This window comes from uncultured Fretibacterium sp., from assembly GCF_938030725.1.
Taxonomy (GTDB): Bacteria; Synergistota; Synergistia; order Synergistales; family Aminobacteriaceae; genus Fretibacterium.
The window spans coordinates 1-16,657 of record NZ_CALHIQ010000023.1 but is presented as its reverse complement, the minus strand read 5'-3'; the positions used below and the strand labels follow the sequence as shown (position 1 = coordinate 16,657).

Annotated in this window: 16 protein-coding genes and 1 CRISPR repeat array; of the genes, 1 reads left to right on the top strand and 15 read right to left on the bottom strand. The window is 61.1% G+C overall.

Annotated features, from left to right (window positions below; translation table 11 throughout):
• Positions 1–344: 344 nt before the first annotated feature.
• Positions 345–485, top strand: coding sequence for a hypothetical protein (locus tag Q0629_RS01835; RefSeq protein WP_298778202.1), 141 nt, complete (start codon positions 345–347; stop codon positions 483–485).
• An 834-nt stretch (positions 486–1,319) separates the two neighbouring features.
• Positions 1,320–1,621: a CRISPR direct-repeat array (repeat unit 32 nt; unit sequence GTTTCCACCCCTGCTAAAGGAAGCTTTAAAAG).
• Positions 1,622–1,784: 163 nt separating this feature from the next.
• Here the strand turns inward: Q0629_RS01835 and cas2 are convergent.
• The 15 genes from cas2 to Q0629_RS01760 all read right to left on the bottom strand — a co-directional run.
• The gene (cas2, locus tag Q0629_RS01830; RefSeq protein WP_298778198.1) at positions 1,785–2,048 is read right to left on the bottom strand and encodes a CRISPR-associated endonuclease Cas2; all 264 of its coding nucleotides are present in this window, start codon (positions 2,046–2,048) and stop codon (positions 1,785–1,787) included.
• Position 2,049: 1 nt separating this feature from the next.
• A complete protein-coding gene (cas1b, locus tag Q0629_RS01825) occupies positions 2,050–3,060 on the bottom strand; it encodes a type I-B CRISPR-associated endonuclease Cas1b (protein ID WP_298778196.1) in 1,011 nt (336 codons plus the stop codon).
• A gap of 27 nt (positions 3,061–3,087) precedes the next feature.
• Positions 3,088–3,597: a CRISPR-associated protein Cas4 gene (cas4, locus tag Q0629_RS01820; RefSeq protein WP_298778193.1), complete on the bottom strand. Its 510-nt coding sequence runs from the start codon at positions 3,595–3,597 to the stop codon at positions 3,088–3,090.
• 9 nt (positions 3,598–3,606) lie between these two features.
• Positions 3,607–5,946, bottom strand: coding sequence for a CRISPR-associated helicase Cas3' (cas3, locus tag Q0629_RS01815; protein WP_298778191.1), 2,340 nt, complete (start codon positions 5,944–5,946; stop codon positions 3,607–3,609).
• Entirely contained in the window at positions 5,885–6,610 is a 726-nt protein-coding gene (cas5b, locus tag Q0629_RS01810; RefSeq protein ID WP_298778188.1) for a type I-B CRISPR-associated protein Cas5b, read from the bottom strand. The genes cas3 and cas5b overlap by 62 nt, the downstream gene beginning before the upstream one ends.
• Positions 6,611–6,617: 7 nt before the next feature.
• Positions 6,618–7,526, bottom strand: a complete 909-nt coding sequence (gene cas7b / locus Q0629_RS01805; protein ID WP_298778185.1) for a type I-B CRISPR-associated protein Cas7/Csh2 — start codon at positions 7,524–7,526, stop codon at positions 6,618–6,620.
• A 1-nt stretch (position 7,527) separates the two neighbouring features.
• Entirely contained in the window at positions 7,528–7,971 is a 444-nt protein-coding gene (locus tag Q0629_RS01800; protein WP_298778183.1) for a TM1802 family CRISPR-associated protein, read from the bottom strand.
• A gap of 5 nt (positions 7,972–7,976) precedes the next feature.
• Entirely contained in the window at positions 7,977–9,566 is a 1,590-nt protein-coding gene (locus Q0629_RS01795; RefSeq protein ID WP_298778180.1) for a TM1802 family CRISPR-associated protein, read from the bottom strand.
• Between the two features lie 190 nt (positions 9,567–9,756).
• Positions 9,757–10,515: a CRISPR-associated endoribonuclease Cas6 gene (gene cas6, locus Q0629_RS01790; RefSeq protein ID WP_298778179.1), complete on the bottom strand. Its 759-nt coding sequence runs from the start codon at positions 10,513–10,515 to the stop codon at positions 9,757–9,759.
• A 195-nt stretch (positions 10,516–10,710) separates the two neighbouring features.
• Complete coding sequence (gene citF, locus Q0629_RS01785) at positions 10,711–12,267, bottom strand: citrate lyase subunit alpha (RefSeq protein ID WP_298778177.1); 1,557 nt, start codon at positions 12,265–12,267, stop codon at positions 10,711–10,713.
• A 1-nt stretch (position 12,268) separates the two neighbouring features.
• Complete coding sequence (locus Q0629_RS01780; protein WP_298778174.1) at positions 12,269–13,180, bottom strand: aldolase/citrate lyase family protein; 912 nt, start codon at positions 13,178–13,180, stop codon at positions 12,269–12,271.
• Complete coding sequence (citD, locus tag Q0629_RS01775) at positions 13,177–13,485, bottom strand: citrate lyase acyl carrier protein (RefSeq protein ID WP_015556819.1); 309 nt, start codon at positions 13,483–13,485, stop codon at positions 13,177–13,179. Before citD ends, Q0629_RS01780 begins: the two co-directional genes overlap by 4 nt.
• A gap of 76 nt (positions 13,486–13,561) precedes the next feature.
• Positions 13,562–15,070, bottom strand: coding sequence for a tripartite tricarboxylate transporter permease (locus Q0629_RS01770; RefSeq protein WP_298778166.1), 1,509 nt, complete (start codon positions 15,068–15,070; stop codon positions 13,562–13,564).
• Positions 15,071–15,091: 21 nt separating this feature from the next.
• Entirely contained in the window at positions 15,092–15,637 is a 546-nt protein-coding gene (locus tag Q0629_RS01765; RefSeq protein WP_298778164.1) for a tripartite tricarboxylate transporter TctB family protein, read from the bottom strand.
• 78 nt (positions 15,638–15,715) lie between these two features.
• Positions 15,716–16,657 (bottom strand): tripartite tricarboxylate transporter substrate binding protein (locus Q0629_RS01760; RefSeq protein WP_298778161.1); only part of this gene is annotated, 942 nt, incomplete at its 5' end.

Genomic DNA, 16,657 nt, shown 5'->3' with positions numbered 1-16,657 from the left:
CCTCCGCGGCAAACAGCCCGCCCGCCTCTGCGAACACCCAGATCATTGCCAAAACAACAGCCAACAAAGAGGACCTTTTTCTTTCAGCGAACATTATATCCCTTCCTTATCGTAGTCATAACGCACTCTTTATAAGGGCAAAACCTGAAGAAAACTTCTCAGGTTTCAATTTTTATATATTATATGTTTGATGATGAAAAATTACAATAAGAGTACAGCTTTTGTCAATCAACACGCGTCCATCCCCCGGGGAGGGCAGGTCCGCCTAGCGAGTGGCCGAGCGTGCACCTCCCTCTCGGGCTGGGGGGACGGCCAATCCGCTCTGTGCGGGGCTGGGCATACCCGTGGTATCGATCGACGAGAAGGGTAAGAGGGTTCAGAAGAAGCTGCTGAGGGATGCGGAGATTCTGGTGAAGGTAACGTCGGAGACGCTTGCGGGCGAGGCGCTGCGAGTACTCGGGGACCAGAGCGGTTCGCGAAGATGAGCGCGGCGGGGCGACGGCGCATGGGCGCGCCCGGGGCCCTGGCCGATGTGGTCGAGTACGCGGCGTCACTCAAGAGCACTCTGACGCAAGCCAGGGCATCCTCCATAAAATCTTCGGACACAGTTTCGACGTACTGCGCGTTCCTGGTTTCGAGGTCCACTGAAGAAGGTTGGTCGCAGCGCACGCGACTCTCTATTTTTCCTCCATGCTAGATTGTCAAGCTAAAAGCAACAGGCCTTTCAGGGATAATGTCACCCTGTAAGTAGCCAGAGAAAATGTCACCCCATCCTCGCGGTAGGCAGGTTTTGGTAATACTTGGGTATGAAGCAGGAGCGAGTAACGTTGTCACAAAAGAGATCAAGCGCATCGAGGTCATGGAGCTGCTGGTCAACGGGAAGATGCCCAACCAGGAAGCCGCAGAGTCCCTGAGAGCCTATGAAGGAAGTTTCGGAAGGACCTCCTCATTGTCGACGTGTTCATCTACGACCTGTTTCCATCCCTTAGAGGAAGTTTCGGAAGCCGCCACATCAAGACAGGAACAAGGTTCGCAAAAAGAGTATACCACATTGTGCCAATATCCGGATGAAGCAAAATTAAAATGGAGACTGCTGTAACAAGGGCCAACAGCTTTTTTAACCTGCGTCGCCCCTCCACGCTTTTTGCACTATCCTGGGGCGACGCAGAAACTTGAACCTGCTGTGAAGTTGTCAATTTGCGAAACACGCACATCGTCAGCGTCTTGAATCCATTCTATTGTACCTCCAAATACGCTTGGATGGATATATCGCCGGAGATCGAGTTTCTGATCGCAGACCGGCGGCGCTGGGATATCACGTTTCCAACCCTGCTAAAGGAAGCTTTAAAAGTCATCACGAGCAAGGAGGAGATTTACAAGCTCCTCAGTTTCCACCCCTGCTAAAGGAAGCTTTAAAAGGAGAGTGAACGGAATGGATTTTAATGAGATCCTTGGTTTCCACCCCTGCTAAAGGAAGCTTTAAAAGGTTCAACGCTTGGACGGCAGGCATCAGGCTGTCGAGTTTCCACCCCTGCTAAAGGAAGCTTTAAAAGTGTTCTGCTCTGTGGCGTATGGGTCACAAAAGGCCGGTTTCCACCCCTGCTAAAGGAAGCTTTAAAAGCCGTTACATCAAGACAGCAAGCGCTTTCTCAATCTGCGCCGGCCCCTGCTCTTTTTCCATCAGGGGCGACGCAGAAATTTGAACCTGCTATGAAGTTATCAATTTGCGTTGCAGGACTTCAAAAGGGCTGGATTTTCCGGTTCACCCAACCCGTTGCCGCCTGCTACACCAAAAAGTCCGTCTCTCCCCGCTCCACGCCAAGAACCTCGCGCGACATGTAGCGCTCCGTGCGCCACACGTAGAATAGCACGCTGTCATATTGCAGGTCCAGCACCTTATGTACGTCCATCTTCAGCGCGGCCATGGAAGCGGGCGTCAATTCGCCCTCCAGTACCGAGTTCTGAATCCACGTGAGGTAGCGCCGCGCCGTCTTCAGGACCTTGCCGACGCGCTTCTCCCCCACGTCATAGAACATCAGGACGAACACCTCACCACCTGCTCACAAAGGGCTCGTAGGGTGTGTCGCCCAGAATGTGCTTCTGGAGCTTATAGGCCTCCATGCGCACCAGACCCCGATAGCTGACGTTGCGCTTCAAACGCGGATGCTCGATCGTCTCGTTGACCCGCGCCTCCCAGGCGCGCAAGACGACCTCGCGCCCCCGGTCGTTCAGGTAGATGCCGCCGCCCGTCTCCTTTTCAAAGTGCTTTTCCTGAATCTCTCGCTTGTTGACCAGAGAAAAGATCAGGCGGTCGACGAGGATCGGTTTGAATATCTCCGCAAGGTCCAGATTCAGGCTGAACCGTCGAAAGTTCGTTTCGTGCAGGAAGCCGATGCGCGGGTCCAGGTGCGTCCTGTAGATCTGCGACAGCGCGAGAATGTAGCACATGGAGTTCAGGAAGCTGATCAGCGCGTTCATGCGGTTGGTCGGCGGACGGCGGGTCCGTTCCAGCATCTTGAAGCCCTCATCCTGAACCAGTCGATCGAAGAATTGGTAGTACCGATTTCGGGCGTTGCCCTCGATTCCCATCAGGCCGGGGACGTCCTCGCTCCGTGGCGCCAGGTCCTCGAAACGCTCCAGGTCCTCCAGAATGTCCTGGACCTCCAGCGAAGCCCGACGCTGGTAGTATCCCACCACCTTGCGCATGTTCTGAATCGCGCCGACGATGAGGGCCGAGGCCAGAGCATGACGTTTGCCGCCATCCATGTAGTGCGCCGCCTGCGCCAGGATGACAGCCCCTGAGTTCATGTGCTCGCGCGGGTAGTAGGTCCCGGCGTAATAGCCGTGGTAGTTGAAAAAGTGGAGGATGATCTGTTTTTGGGTCAAAAACTCCAAAAGGCTCTTGTTGAGCTCCAGGTCACCCAACACCATGATCTCGTCCGTCGTTTCCACGGGCAGGAAGCGCGGTTTTTGTCCCGGCTCGCCCGCCCTCTCCACAAACAGCGTGTTGTCCTTGCGCCGTAGCGCTCCGGAGCTCAAAAGATATAGGGTCTTGCCCATCTCGCCCCTCCTCCCTCTTAAGACAACTTAGCCCCAGCAATACTCGGCATAGGCGCACTTGCCGCAGTACTTGCAGGACGCCGCTGCAGGCGGGGCGTCCTGCCGAACGAGCGCCCCGATTTCGTCATAGGTGGCGTCGAGCTCCGCCATGAGCTCGTCCGTCAGCGCCACCTCGACGCGCTTCTTCTCGGTGGGAAACATCAGAACCCCTCTGGCCTCGATCCCGGCCTTTCGAAGATCGTAGAGGTAATGGGCAAGCTGCAACCGCGCAGACCGCTCCGCGCGGCTGCTCTTCTTCACCTCACAGACCACCAGATCTCCATCCGTGCCCTGAACGAAGTCGAACCTGTTGTCCTCGAACGCCACCTGATGCCGCTCGCGGGCGTAGCTGTTCTGATCGATCAGGCGGCCCAGGGCGAGGAATTCATCCCTGGGTTCCGGTTCAATTCCTCGAGCCATGAGCCAGACCTGCCGGTCACAGATACTCCAGTACCAAACCAGGGTCCCTCCTATGCGTGCATCTTCCGAGAAAACCATGGCCGCCTCTCACCAATCGTCCAATCCAGCGCCCCGGCCGCAAGGCGAAAAGCCAGCCACAGGATGATACGGGCTGTCAGGCCCCGCACCAATGCCAGAGCGCCGAATCACACAATAATCTCCATACTGTTCCAGGGGATTCTGAGAACTGCCACCGACGAAATTTCCGACTCGATCCATCCATCCCTTCAGTAGGTCCTTTCTGACGCCGATCGCATACTGCTGCAGACGGTTGTTCAGGGCTTTCAAGCGCTCCCTGTTGTCGAGCGTCTTATCCAGGGTCATCAACTCATTCAGGAGGTCGTCCAAATCTCCATCGTGATCGACGTAGACGGGGACGTCGAAATCCATCTCCTTAAACAAGGGGATGTAATCGCCCCAGCTTCCAGTTTCGATGTTTTTCCATAAGGCTTTAGGTTCGATGGAATTTGAAATTTTTTCGTAATAACGGGCCACGATGTCCGGGACGTCCCGCTCGTCAAATTCCGGCGACTCCTCCAGCAACAGGCGGGTATGGTCCATCAACACGTCATCATAGATCGGCCCCGCAAAAGAACGGCCGTTCTCGTTCTGCAAGGCCGTGATCAGCACAAACCCGTCCTCTCGCTCTCCGCTGCGATTGCACCGCCCCGCCACCTGAACGAGGCTGTCCAAAGGCGCAAGGTCGCGAAAAACCCACTCAAAGTCCAGGTCAACTCCGGCCTCAACCACCTGAGTCGCGATGAGATAATGTCGTTCCCCGCTCCTCTCCAGTCTCTTGATCTCCTTCAGGGTTTCACGGCGATGCCTGGGGGTCATCCAACGGCTGAGCATGAAGACCGGCGCATCGCCAAAAAGCGGTTTAAGCAGCTCATAAGCCGCTCTGGCCGAACCGCGTGTATTGAACACCAACATCCCGGACGACTCCGAAAACGCAGGGATGCGTTCCCTTAAAAGCCCGGGTAAATCGCTCAAAAGATGTTTCCCCTCGACAAAACGATAGCGATGCCGGTTGAAGGGGAAACGGACGCACGGAGCCAGCTCCGTCCCCTCGAAAATCTTGGGCTGCGTGGCCGTCATCAGGATAAAGACAGTTCCCCAGCGCTCATGAATAAACGATAGGACCTTCCCCAGCTCCGGCCAGAGGTGGCAGTCGATGCCCTGGGGCTCATCCATCAGAACGACCGCGTTGCGGAGCCGATGGAAGTCGATCGTCGCCCCGGCCTTGGGATTGAAGATCGTGTTCCAGAGCTGAACCATCGTCGTAACGATCACCGGGGACCCCCAATACCGAAAGAGCCGCATCGAGCGCCGCCAAGCCATCGTCCTGTCCGCCCCTGCCCCCGTTCCGGGGATGTCGTACTCCGGCGCCTCATTATTCTCCGCCTCATCCCCATCGTCCAGTCCGGCGAGCATCAGGCTGTGATCCTCCTGGACGAACTCGGCGCCAAAGACCTTTTCGGCGAACTCCGCGTTCTGTTCCACGATGCTGATAAAGGGCAGGGCGTAGACAATCGTGGAATATCCCAGATTTTTTGCCAGCGTATGGGCCGTCCTGAGCCCGATGTTGGTCTTGCCCGCCCCGGTCGGCAGGGTCAGGGTGAAGAGGCCGGGAGAGCGAATCTCCGCGACACTGCGCAGGCAGCTTTCCGCGACCTCCGAGCGCCAGGCATCCGTTACCCGCCTACGCTCCGACACTTTGGCAACGCTGGAAAAAGGATAGGGAGTGAAATCGGGCAGGGACTGAAGGTTCATCGCCTTCACGTTGATGGCGTCCAAACGGTCCCCGGCGACCAGAACCGAGAGGACGCTGCGCAGCCTCAACCAATAATCGGGGAAGGGGTAGTCATCGGGATAGCGGTCGTCGATGGCATAGATGAATTTCTTCCAGCAGCGCTCGTCCAGAGGACAGGGCCATTGGGGAAGCAAAGCGCTCATATCCTCCCCAATCTTTTTCCAGGATGCGCGATAGCCTGCCCAAAAGGGGGAACTCGCACCCCAATCCTCAATTTTTGCGTGATGCCGGCGCACGGCCTCTACGCTGAAGAACGCGTCAAACGGTTCCGCGTTGTCCTGTTGCAGGGAAAACGTAAAGAAAGAGGAAGGGAGCGAGTGGTTCACTCCCTTTCCCTTCCCCATGAGGTACTTCTGGAACTCCGGATCGGCCTTTCCCGGATCATGGGTCAGAGCTGCGGCCTCGACGTCGAAAGCGATATCTTCCAGCCCATGGAACTCGACGATCTGCCGGGCCAGATCCGCCGTTCCTAGAAGATGGTCGATCAGGCGCTTTCCAGGGTGGCTCTTCAGGTCACCACTCAGGGAACCACGCAACGATGTCCTCCACGCCTCGCGCGGCACATCGCGTGACATGCAGCTCCCCCCTTTTGCGCACGCACAACGGACGGTTCACGTCCGCAGAATAGACGACCTTGACGCTTTCCGCCAGTGCCCGCTCCGTCGTCAGCCTGAAGGGAACCCGTTCGCTGAATATCCCTCCCGACTCGGCCAAATTAAGCTCCATTCCCTCCCCCGCCCAGGGGACCACCGTATCGACCCGCACTTCCCCCTCGCCCATGGGCTGGGGGTCACAAGCACCGATATAATCTATCTGCGCAAGGGCGTAAGCCACGCCAAGATACGGCGTGTAGACAAAACGTCCTTCCTCCAGATAATGTTTCAAACGATCCTCGATCCCGCCCGAAACATAGACGCGGTAGCGGGGCGAAGCCACGAACTGATGCTTGACCTGGATATGCGGTGTAGTCTGCGGATTTTTGACGTTCCAGAAGTTTACGGCTGCCCGCAGCCAACGCGTCTGCCTGAGAAGGGCGACGGCGACGCGAGTTCCCGCAAGCTCCTTCCAGTAGTCCGCATGGGAAGCATTTCCCGAAGCCCCGTTGTCCAGGCCGACGATCGCGGAGACAAGGCCCGCTATAGCCGAAGGCGGTGGGAACGCGAAGGAGACCGAGGAGGTTGTCGTGTAGGGTTTGCGGAACAGGGCCATGTCGGACGAACAATCGAACATGACGGCCATTTGGGGCTCACCTCGCTTCCAGCGCCAGCTTCCCTCCAAGAAGGGCCTTCAATTCCTCAAGCCCCTTGACCTTCAAATCCATTTCATGCAGGATCCTTACCCGTTCCACATCCTGAGAGACCCGGCTCAGGGCAGAGGACAGAGCCGTGATGTCGAGGAACACCTCGTCGCAGGAACGAAGGGCAAGCTGCTCGTCGGCGCTCAGGATATGCCCGTCCGCCCCCAGGAGCCTGACCTTCTCGTCCATCGCCCCAACGATGCCGTCAAAGCCCTTTGCGTAGCGCACCTCCAGCAGAAAGCGCGGCATATGCCCCACCTTGCTGCGGGTGATCAGGTTGGCCGTCCCCTTCCAGAGAGCCGAGAAGAGGGCGTCGAGATCCTCGTCAGTCGCACCCGTAGTCAGGGAAGCGTGCTGGTTGGTGATCGCATAATCCGCAATGAGGACAAACGGGACAATGTACTCGCTCCGGAAGGAACGCTGCTCACTGCCCTCTTTGGTGGCGAAGGCGGCCGTCCCCTGAACGGTCTCGACCGCAGCGCGGTGAAGCGAACGGCCCCACTTGAACTGCACGGGCCCCGTCCAGGCAAAGGACTCGCTGCCCAAAGCGAAGGTCACGCCCAAAAGCCTCGTGTCGATACAATGCGACAACGCTTCCTGTCCCGTTGTCACTCCCAGCTTTTCCTTCAGCTCCGCCACGCGGCTCTTGAGGGTTTTGGTCTCCCCATCGACGAAGACATCCCGTCCCTCCCTCAGCCACTGGTCCCGAACCGTCCTCTTGACGCGGACGTCCGAAACCAGAACCTGGCCGCTGTCCTCGTCGAAACGGGGATGATTCGCGTTGAGCGGGTCCCCATTGGGGTTGGCGTCCTTAACGCTGTAAACGAACAGAAGCTCCCGGCGCTGCTCAAACGACATTTTAATTTTCCTCCTCTCTCGATTCCAAATCCTGGCTCATGCCCTCTTCTTCCGCCTGTTTCTTAAAAATCCTGCCGAAGAAATAGTCCGGTGCGTTCAGAAAGGCGATGGAAAAGGCGAAGTTTCCCTCCACTCCAAGCTCTTGTGGCTCCCCCTCCATCAGCAGCTTTCCCGCCTCGGCGCAGAGGGACTCGATCATCCCTGCATAGGGTATGTTGTAAACCCTGCCCAACTCCGGCACACGCGCCATCAGACGCAGAAGATCCCGTCGCTGCATCCGTCCGAAGTGCAGCTGCTTGTACATGGGAGAGGCATCGATGGCCCCTCCCTTCCCCACCTGCCCGCGCGCGATCATCCCCAGGACCAGACCGGCGAGAAAAATTCCCCTGCCCTCCGGTTTTTGAAGATAAGGGTCCTGAAAATCCTCAAAAAAATCCAGACGCACGACGCTCACCCCTTTTTCCCAATTTGCCGCTCCCCACCTTCGGGAACGGACGAAACGCTCTCGTTGGCCCTGTATAGAAAATCCACGATGGCATTCCATCGCCGCGCCGTCGCAGCGCTGTATCGTGCCACCCAATCGGAATCCGCGCACAACCCTTGCAGGCGGGACACGACAGCGCCCTTCACCCTTTCGATATCGACGCGCTCCCCACCGAGAAGATGACCGATCAGGCCCAAAAGCCAATCGCGCAGCACTGCAGCATCTCCATCATTTTTTCCGGCCAGCGCCGTCAGCGTTCCAAAAATGATCCGAATACCCTGATACAAGGTGGCGGCATTCGGATCCGCCCCTGCCTCGTCCGCCTCTGGGGCAAAACGTCCCCTTGGGGCGAACAGTCCGGTCGCGGAGACCGTTTGGCACCACAGATCGTTCAGCCTGCGCAGCCTGGAGGGCGGCACGTCCTCCACCATCAACAGGAGCCTCTCCTGAGCCTGATTCTGTTCCCAGAACACGAAATGATACGTCAGGCTGTCCTCCTGTTCCAGCACGCGCTCGGCCAGAAAGGGTGCGTTCTGAAGCCCGGTCTGGAGAAAGTCCTTCGTCTTTTGTTCCAGATACTTCTGATTGACGTTCCCCGTCAACAATTCGGGAACCGTATAGATCCTGACGTTATAGACGCTCTTTGCGTCCAAAAACTTCGCGTCGATGACGTTGCGCCCCTCGGAGAGGAGACGGTAGCAGTCGGCGCAGAGAGGAAAGACCTTGGCCTTCGAGGCATCGCCGTCCTCAAGCCCCGGCAGGAAGCTCTTCTTGTCGAACGTCGCAAAGGCAAAGACCTTGTCCATATTGACCGGCGCGGAAGTCAGCTCATGACACACTCCGCAGGGCACACTGCGTTGTTGTTCGTTTTTTTTATTTTTAGCAGGCTTTTGCTCCGCTCCGGAAACACCGGCAAGCCGGGAACGAAAATGGGCAAGAAAGGCGGGGGTATCCACAGGGTAGAAAAAGCGTTCCGGGTCGGACGCGCCGAAAATCAGGAGATAGGACCTCCTTTTGTCCGACCAGAGCTCAGCCAGCCGCCCTGCCCTCGCGACAAGGGCGTCCATAATGCGGTCCACGCTGCCCGGCGAGAAGACGCCCTGTTCCTCAAAGGCCCACAAGGTCGATTTGTGGAGTTTGAAGAATCGCGAATCCTTGTCGTCCCTCCAATTCCCACTCCCCACTAGGGCTTTTTGGCCGTCAACCACCCCCTTACCAAGCTTGTAGAGCGGCGAATAGCGCCACGTCGCAGCCGGGCTTACAGGATCCCGATAGAGGTAACGGCGCTTCTTCGCCCGATCATCGCCCCCTCCGCCCCAGAAATCCGCAATCTCGATCTTTCGGATCCCCCTCACATCGAGGCACTCCGCTCTGGAATCCGGCACGTCCAGCCAAACGTGGAGCTCCTTTCCCGGCAGCCGCCGTGCCGATTCGTCGTCGGATTCGACCAAATCCATCGGCATCTGGCAAAAACTGTCGACGTCCGCGAACTCCCCGCTCCCCGACCGCTCCAATTCCCTCCGCCCCAGCGCATGCAGCGCGTCAACGAAACCCAAAACAACACCTCCTTGAACTGAAGCTCATTCCCCTCAAAACAAGTCTAATGCGGCAGCATCAGAATGTCAATAATTAATGATATATCTAATACCTAAAACAGGAAGGTTCTCAGAAAACATGATGAGATAAATCATGTTTCCATCCCCACGTCGGGAATCATTTCTGAAAGCAAGGAGCATTATGTCCCCTCTACTCCTTCGTCACGCACCCCCATCCTGCGCTGTTCTTCGCGCCCAGGCCGCAGTCCAGGGCGACCTGCAAGAGCTCCCGCGGCCCTTCGAGGCGGAAGCGTCCGTCCCACCCCTTGATGGGGAAGCGGGTCTTGGGGCTGAAGAGCGCCGCGCGCTCGCGGACTCTGCCGAGGGGCTTGACGCTCACGTCCCCGCTGGGCGGCTCGCGGTCCGGGTACAGGGCCCGGAACTTGCGCAGCAGGTTGTTGCGCACCGAGACGACAAAGGCCGGGTCCTCCGGCGTCAGGTAGACGGTGTAGGGCTTGCCCTCTCGCTCCGTCTGGGAGTAGCAGGAGATGGGCGAGAGCGTCCGTACCGTCAGGCTCCCCCCCTCCGCCCACTGCTGCTCCGCAAGGACGCGGCTGCAGAGGACGACGTTGTTGCCGATGCGAAGCTCCCGCGCGGCCAGGGCGCCCCCCGCGACGCCGTCCATGGTGTCCGTCACGGGCGTCGAGATCACCAGCCGGACGGGCAGGGGAAAGCGAACCGCCTCCGCCTCGAAGCTCGGCAGGCGGGCCGCGATGGGCCAGCTCATGGCAAAGAGCTTCATCCGGCGTCCAAAGACGCGGTAGCCCTCGTCGTGCAGGAACGCCGCCCGATCGGGCGGCAGAACGGAGTAGATCAGGGACTGAAACAGGTGCAGGTTGGAGCGCGGGACGCGGATAAAGGCGTCCTCCGCCCCACGATCGGGCGCTTCAAACCACAGGGTGATGTGCACGGGATTTCCTCCCTCCATCGGGCTAATTATAGAACGGGACGGCACCTGCACGCCCCGCGGCGTCAGGCCGCCCCTATTGTACAAAATCGGGGGGCAAAATCAATGCGACGAGATAAGCCGATACAAGTTGGCACAAAATGAGGGACGCCCTGCGGCGTCCCCCGTCATGCGGCCTGCGGCCCTGCGAGCCGCGCTTTAAAGTGGTTCGTAGGGCATGACCTCCCGCACCACGTCCAGGATGCTGCCGTCCCGCGCCTCCAGGATGGCGACGACCCGGTCCTTCCACCGCAGCGGGTCCGGCCGGCCCACCAGCGCATAGGCCTTCTCCTGAAGCGCCTTGATGGGCACGTGCCGGATGCCCGCCTTGTCCAGGCACTCGACGATGTCCTGCCGGGCAGGGTTCACCGCCGTGCCGTAGTCCGTCACCAAAACGTCCACGCAGTCCCCCGGCGTCGTGACGGTCACGACGCTCTCGCAGACCGTGGGCATGCGCCCGCGCGTCAGGGGCGTCACGATGATGCAGCACCTGGCGGAGGCCGCCGTGTCCGGGTGCCCGCCCGGCGCGCCCCGCAGAACGCCGTCCGATCCCGTGATGACGTTGACGTTGAAGTCCGTGTCCACCTCGAGAGCCGCGAGGACGACGAAGTCCAGCTTGTTGATGAGCGCGCCCTTGTTGGCCGGGTTGGCGTACTCGCTGGCGGATATCTCGAAGTGGCGGGGGCTCTTCCCGATGTGCTCGATGGCGGCGACGTCGAAGTCCTGAGTGTCGAGGATCGCGTCCACCAGCCCCTTGTCCATCAACTCGCAGATGGAGCCCGTGATGCCGCCGATGGCCCACCGCATCCGGATGCCGCGCTCGCGCATCAGGGGCTCGATGAAGCGGTTCACGGCCAGGGAGGGCCCGCCCGCGCCCGTCTGAAAGCTGAAGCCGTCCTTGAACCAGGGCGTAGCGGCCATGACCTTCGCCGCCGTCTCCGCCATCATCAGGTCCCTGGGGTTCTGGGTCATGCGCGCCGCGGCCGTGGCGATCTTCTTTGGGTCCCCGATCTCGTCCACCTTGACGACGTAATCCACGTCGATGCCGTGGATGCTGGCGGGGAAGTTGGGATAGGGGACCAGCGTGTCCGTGATGACGACCACCCTGTCGGCGTACTCCGCGTCCGCCATGGCGTAGGACAGCACGCCGCAGTCGCTGCGCCCACCCACGGCCCGCGCGTTGCCGCACTCGTCGGAGGTTGGCGCGCCGATAAAGGCCACGTCGATGTGGACCTCCCCCTCCTCGATGGCGCGGACCCGTCCGCCGTGGCTGCGCAGGATGGCGGGCGTCCTCAGCCTGCCCTGGGAGACCACCTCCCCCATCCTGCCCCGGATGCCGCTGGTCTGCAGCCCCGTCACGACGCCCTCCTCGATGTAACGGGCGATGGGGTCGTGGGCGGCGCCCAGGCTGGAGGCCGCGATGGTGACGTCCCGGATGCCCAGCTCCGCCACCTCCTTCATCACCAGGTTGGCGACGTAGTCGCCGTCCCGGAAGTGGTGGTGGAAGGAGATCGTCATGCCGTCCCTCAGCCCGCACCGCTGAATGGCCTCCCGAAGGCTCCCCACCAGCTTGCTTCCCTGGGGCTTCTCACCGATGCGCGTGCGCGGGCCCTGCTTCTTCAGGAGCTCGCCGTCGCGGTGCCCCGCGCCCTGGTAGACCTTCCAGCCCTCCTTCAGCAGCTCGTCGGGTATCTCTCTGCCGACTGCGTTCTTCATCCTAAAAGTCCCCCTCGTACACACCGCTCGCCTTGGCAAGCCGGATCACGCGCTCCGCTCCGGGGACGAAGGCCACGTCGACCATCTTGCCGTTGATCGTGAAGACGCCGACGCCCTTGTCCGCGTTCTCGCGGAAGGCTCGAACGATCTTCTCCGCGTCCGCGATCTCCCTCTGCGTGGGGGCCAGCATCTCGTGGACGATCGGGATCTGGCGCGGGTTGATCAGGGACTTTCCGTCAAAGCCCATGTCCTTGTTCTGCTGGACCTCCGCGCGGAAGCCCTCGTCGTCGTCCAGGTTGGTGAACACCGTGTCGAAGCACTGCACCCCCGCCGCCCGCGCGGCGATGAGCAGGTGCCCCCGGGCCGCCAGCATCTCGATGCCGCCCGGCACCACCTTGACCTGCATACACTTTCGGTAATCGCCGCCCGATATCGCGACGCCGAAGAGCCGCGGCGACGCCGTACAGATCTCGTAGGCGTTCAGGATGCCCCTGGGGCTCTCGATGGCCGCCATGAGCAGCGTCCGCCCCTCCTCGACGCCAAACTCGCGCTCCGCGGCCAGCGTCGCCTCCTCCACGGCCCGGACGTCCTGAGCGCTCTCGGTCTTGGCGATGCGGAGCCCGTCGGCGCCCCCCGCCACGCAGACGCGGACGTCCTCGCGCCAGTGGGGCGTGTCCAGCCCGTTGATGCGGACGATGACCTCCGTGTCCCCGTAATCGACCTCCTTCAGCGCGTGGTACAGCGAGAAGCGGGCGGAGTCCTTCTGGTTCTCCGCCACGGCGTCCTCCAGGTCCAGCATGATGGAGTCCGCGCCGTAGACGTAGGCGTCCTTGATCAGGCCGGGCCTCTGTGCGTTCATGAACAGCATCGTCCGGCGCAGGCGAAACCGCTCCGGCTTGGGGCGCGGGATCATCGCACATCGCCTCCCCAGGGAATCCTGTCGTCCGGGCCGCACCCGCAGCCACGGTAGTAGGCGCACTCGATGCGCGCCTTGATGGTGCAGTCCAGCGCGCCGTGGTCGTTCACGGTGACGCCGGCGTTCCTCACGCCCAGGCGCTCCAGCGTGGCGAGCGTCGTCTCCCGAATCTGCCGCCCGTACTGCTTCAGGACCGTGCTCTCCAAAAGGAGCTTGATCCCACCGGAGTCGGCCGGCTCAAGGGTGACCATGACGTCACTGGACTCCAGCGTGCCCGCCACCCCCGTCGTCTTCAGTTCCATCGCACACCTCCATGGACAAATTCGACGAACGCCCCCTTCCGGCAGCGTCCTCCGAGGTCAGAACGGCGCCGGCCCCTCACGCTTCGCCCTTGCAGCCCTTTTTGAAGAGGGGCGCAACCACCGGGTAGAGCAGCAGCACCACGCTGACGGCCATCAGCGTGCCGGCCACGGGGCGGGCGAACATCGCGGCGAGGTTCGCGTGGGAGAGGGTGAAGGCGCGGCTGAAGTTGCCCTCGCATATCGTGCCCAGCACGAGGCCCAGGATCAGCGCGGCGCTGTTGAAGCGGCAGGCGGAGAACGCCAGGCCGGCGATGCCCGCCACGGCCATGATCTTGACGTCCGCGATGCTCATGTTCGTGGCGTAGGAGCCGATGAGGGCCAGCATGATGATGATGGGCCCCAGGTAGGAGTACGGCACCGCCAGGACCTTGGCGAAGATCCGCGCGATGAAGATAGCCACCACGACCATCAGGATGTTCGTGACGAACATGGAGGCGAACGTCGCGCTGAGGTACTCCGGCTGGTTCTTCAGAAGGAGCGGCCCCAGTTGGACGCCCTTCAGGACCAGCGCGCTCATCATGACGGCCGCCGCGTTGCCGCCGGGGATGCCGAGCGATAGCAGGGGCACCATGGAGCCGCCCGTGGCGGCGTTGTTCGCCGTCTCGGAGGCGGCGATGCCGTCGATGATGCCCGTGCCGAACTTCTCCGGGTACTTCGACAGCTTCGTCTCCGTCGAGTAGCACAGGAAGGAGGCGATGGTCGCGCCCGCCCCGGGCAGGATGCCGATGATCGTGCCGATGACGGAACACCGTGCGAGGAGCCACTTGATGCCCCACCACTCGCTCACCGAGGGCATCTTCGTGCTGACGCTGCCGCCCCCCACGCCCTGCTCCGCCTTCAGGCGCTTGTCCGTCCCCGTCTGCTTCAGCACCTCCGTCACGGCAAAGATGCCGATGAGGACGGGGATCATCTCAAGCCCCGCGATCAACTGCGTCGAGCCGAACGTCATGCGCTGCACGGCGTACATCGTGTCCTGCCCGACGCAGGCCAGAAGCAGCCCCAGCAGGCCGGAGATCACCGTGCGGAGGATGTTCTTGGAGTCGAGGCAGGTCAGGATGGACAGCCCCATGAACGTGATGGCGAAGATATCCGCCGGACTGAAGGAGAGCGCCGCCTGCGTCAACTGCGGGGAGAGCAGGAGCATACAGAACGCGGACACCAGCCCGCCGATGGCCGAGCTGCCGAGCGCGATGCCGAGCGCCTTTCCCGCCTCGCCGCGCTGGGCCATGGGGTAGCCGTCGAACGTCGTGGGGGCGCTGGACGGCACGCCGGGGATCTTGAACAGGATGGCCGTGATGCTGCCGCCCGTGATGGAGGAACAGTAGACGGCGACCAGAAAGACGATGGCCGGGACGGGCTTCATGCTGTAGGTGAAGGGCAGGCCCAGGGCCACGGCCATCGTGGCGCTGACGCCCGGCAGCGCGCCGAAGAGCGTCCCCACGACGATGGCGAAGGCCATCATCATGAACGTATAGGGGTCCATCAGGACGCCGAACCCGCTCTGCAGCAATTCCCATGTGGACATTTTCTCTCACCTCCCGGAAATTTAGAAGATCGCGGCCTTCGTCTGCGCGATCAGCGACTCGACGTACAGGGCGAAATCCCGCGCCTGGGGGAGCGTGCCGCGAGGAAGGTTGACGGACAGGAGGACCCCGAACACCGCGTAGAGCAGCACGGTGATCGCCGCCGACAGGACGACGAGCCGCAGGACGCGACGGTCGCCCAGGAGCAGCCCGTAGAGGAGGAGCATCAGGAAGCACGTCCCCATGAAGCCCAGCGGCTCCAGGGCAAAGCTGGCCCCCAGCACCAGGAGGATGCCCAGGAACGTGCGGCTCTTGAGGAACTCGGCGGAGCGGACCCCGAAGCCCCTCAGGGAGAAGTCCGGGTTGTCCCGGTTCCTTCGGAGGATTCGGACGATGTTGACGGCGATGAAGACGAGCAGCAGGATGACGATGGCCTTGGGCCAGACGTCCGGGCTCAGCGCATACGGGTTTTTCTGAACCTTGACGGGGATCGGCGCCTCCGTCACGTGGAAGAAGTACACGTAGAGGAGCGCCAGCCACAAAAGCGCGTTGCAAATCAGCTCAAACAACGGTTCCGCACCCCTTCCCGGATACAGCAAAGGGGGTGGGGCAGAAATGCCCCGGCCCCCTGTGTCAAAGGTCCTCCGCTACTTCGCGTAGTAGTCCTTCTTCAGGACTTCCTCGGACTTCAGGTAGTCCGTGAAGGCCTTGTACTCGCTCTCGAAGAGCTGGCCGAACTCCTCAGGCCCGGCGAAGCCAGGGCGCTCGTCGTAGGCTCCGGCCTTCAGGAAGTCCTGCCATGTCTGCGTTTCGACGGCCTGTTTGACGGCCGCCAGCAGCGCGTCGATGGCCTCCTGGGGCGTTCCCTTCTTGGCGAAGAGGCCGCGCCAGGTGCCGATGTAGGAGTTGATGCCAAGCTCGCCCGTGCACTGCATGTCCGGGTAGAGCTTCATGCGCTTCTCGCTGATGGCGCACAGCGGAACGATGTCCCCCGCCTCGATCAGACCCGCGATCTCGTCCGTGCCGGTGATCATCATGTCGATGTGCCCGCCGACGAGGGCCGAGTTCATCTCCGCACCGCCGCCGTAGGCGACCTCGTTGACGGAGAGGCCCTCCAGCGTCTGACGCAGGGAGGCGCCGTCCGCGCCCGTCACCGTCAACATGCCGACGCTCACCTCGTAGGGGTGGGCCTTGGCGTACTCGTACAGCTCGGAGAAGTTGTGGTAGCCCTTCGCCTCCATGGCCTTTTTGGAGCCAGCGATGATGTTGATGGAGTGGACCAGCTTCACGACGGGGATGAACTCGTCCTTGAAGTTCATGGACGTGGCACCCTGCAGGTCCTGCATGATCAGGCTCTGCGTGCCCAGCATGAAGGTGTAGCCGTCGGCCGGCTGCTTGTAGGTGTACTCCACGCCGTTGACCCCGCTTCCGCCCTCGACGTTGACGACCTCCACCTGAACGCCCAGAATGTCCTTCAGCAGGGCGGCCATGGGCCGAAGCGTGCTGTCCGCGCCTCCGCCGACGCCCCAGGGGCAGACCAGGTCCACCTTGCGCTCGAACTTCCACTCCGCCGACGCCCCAGCCACACC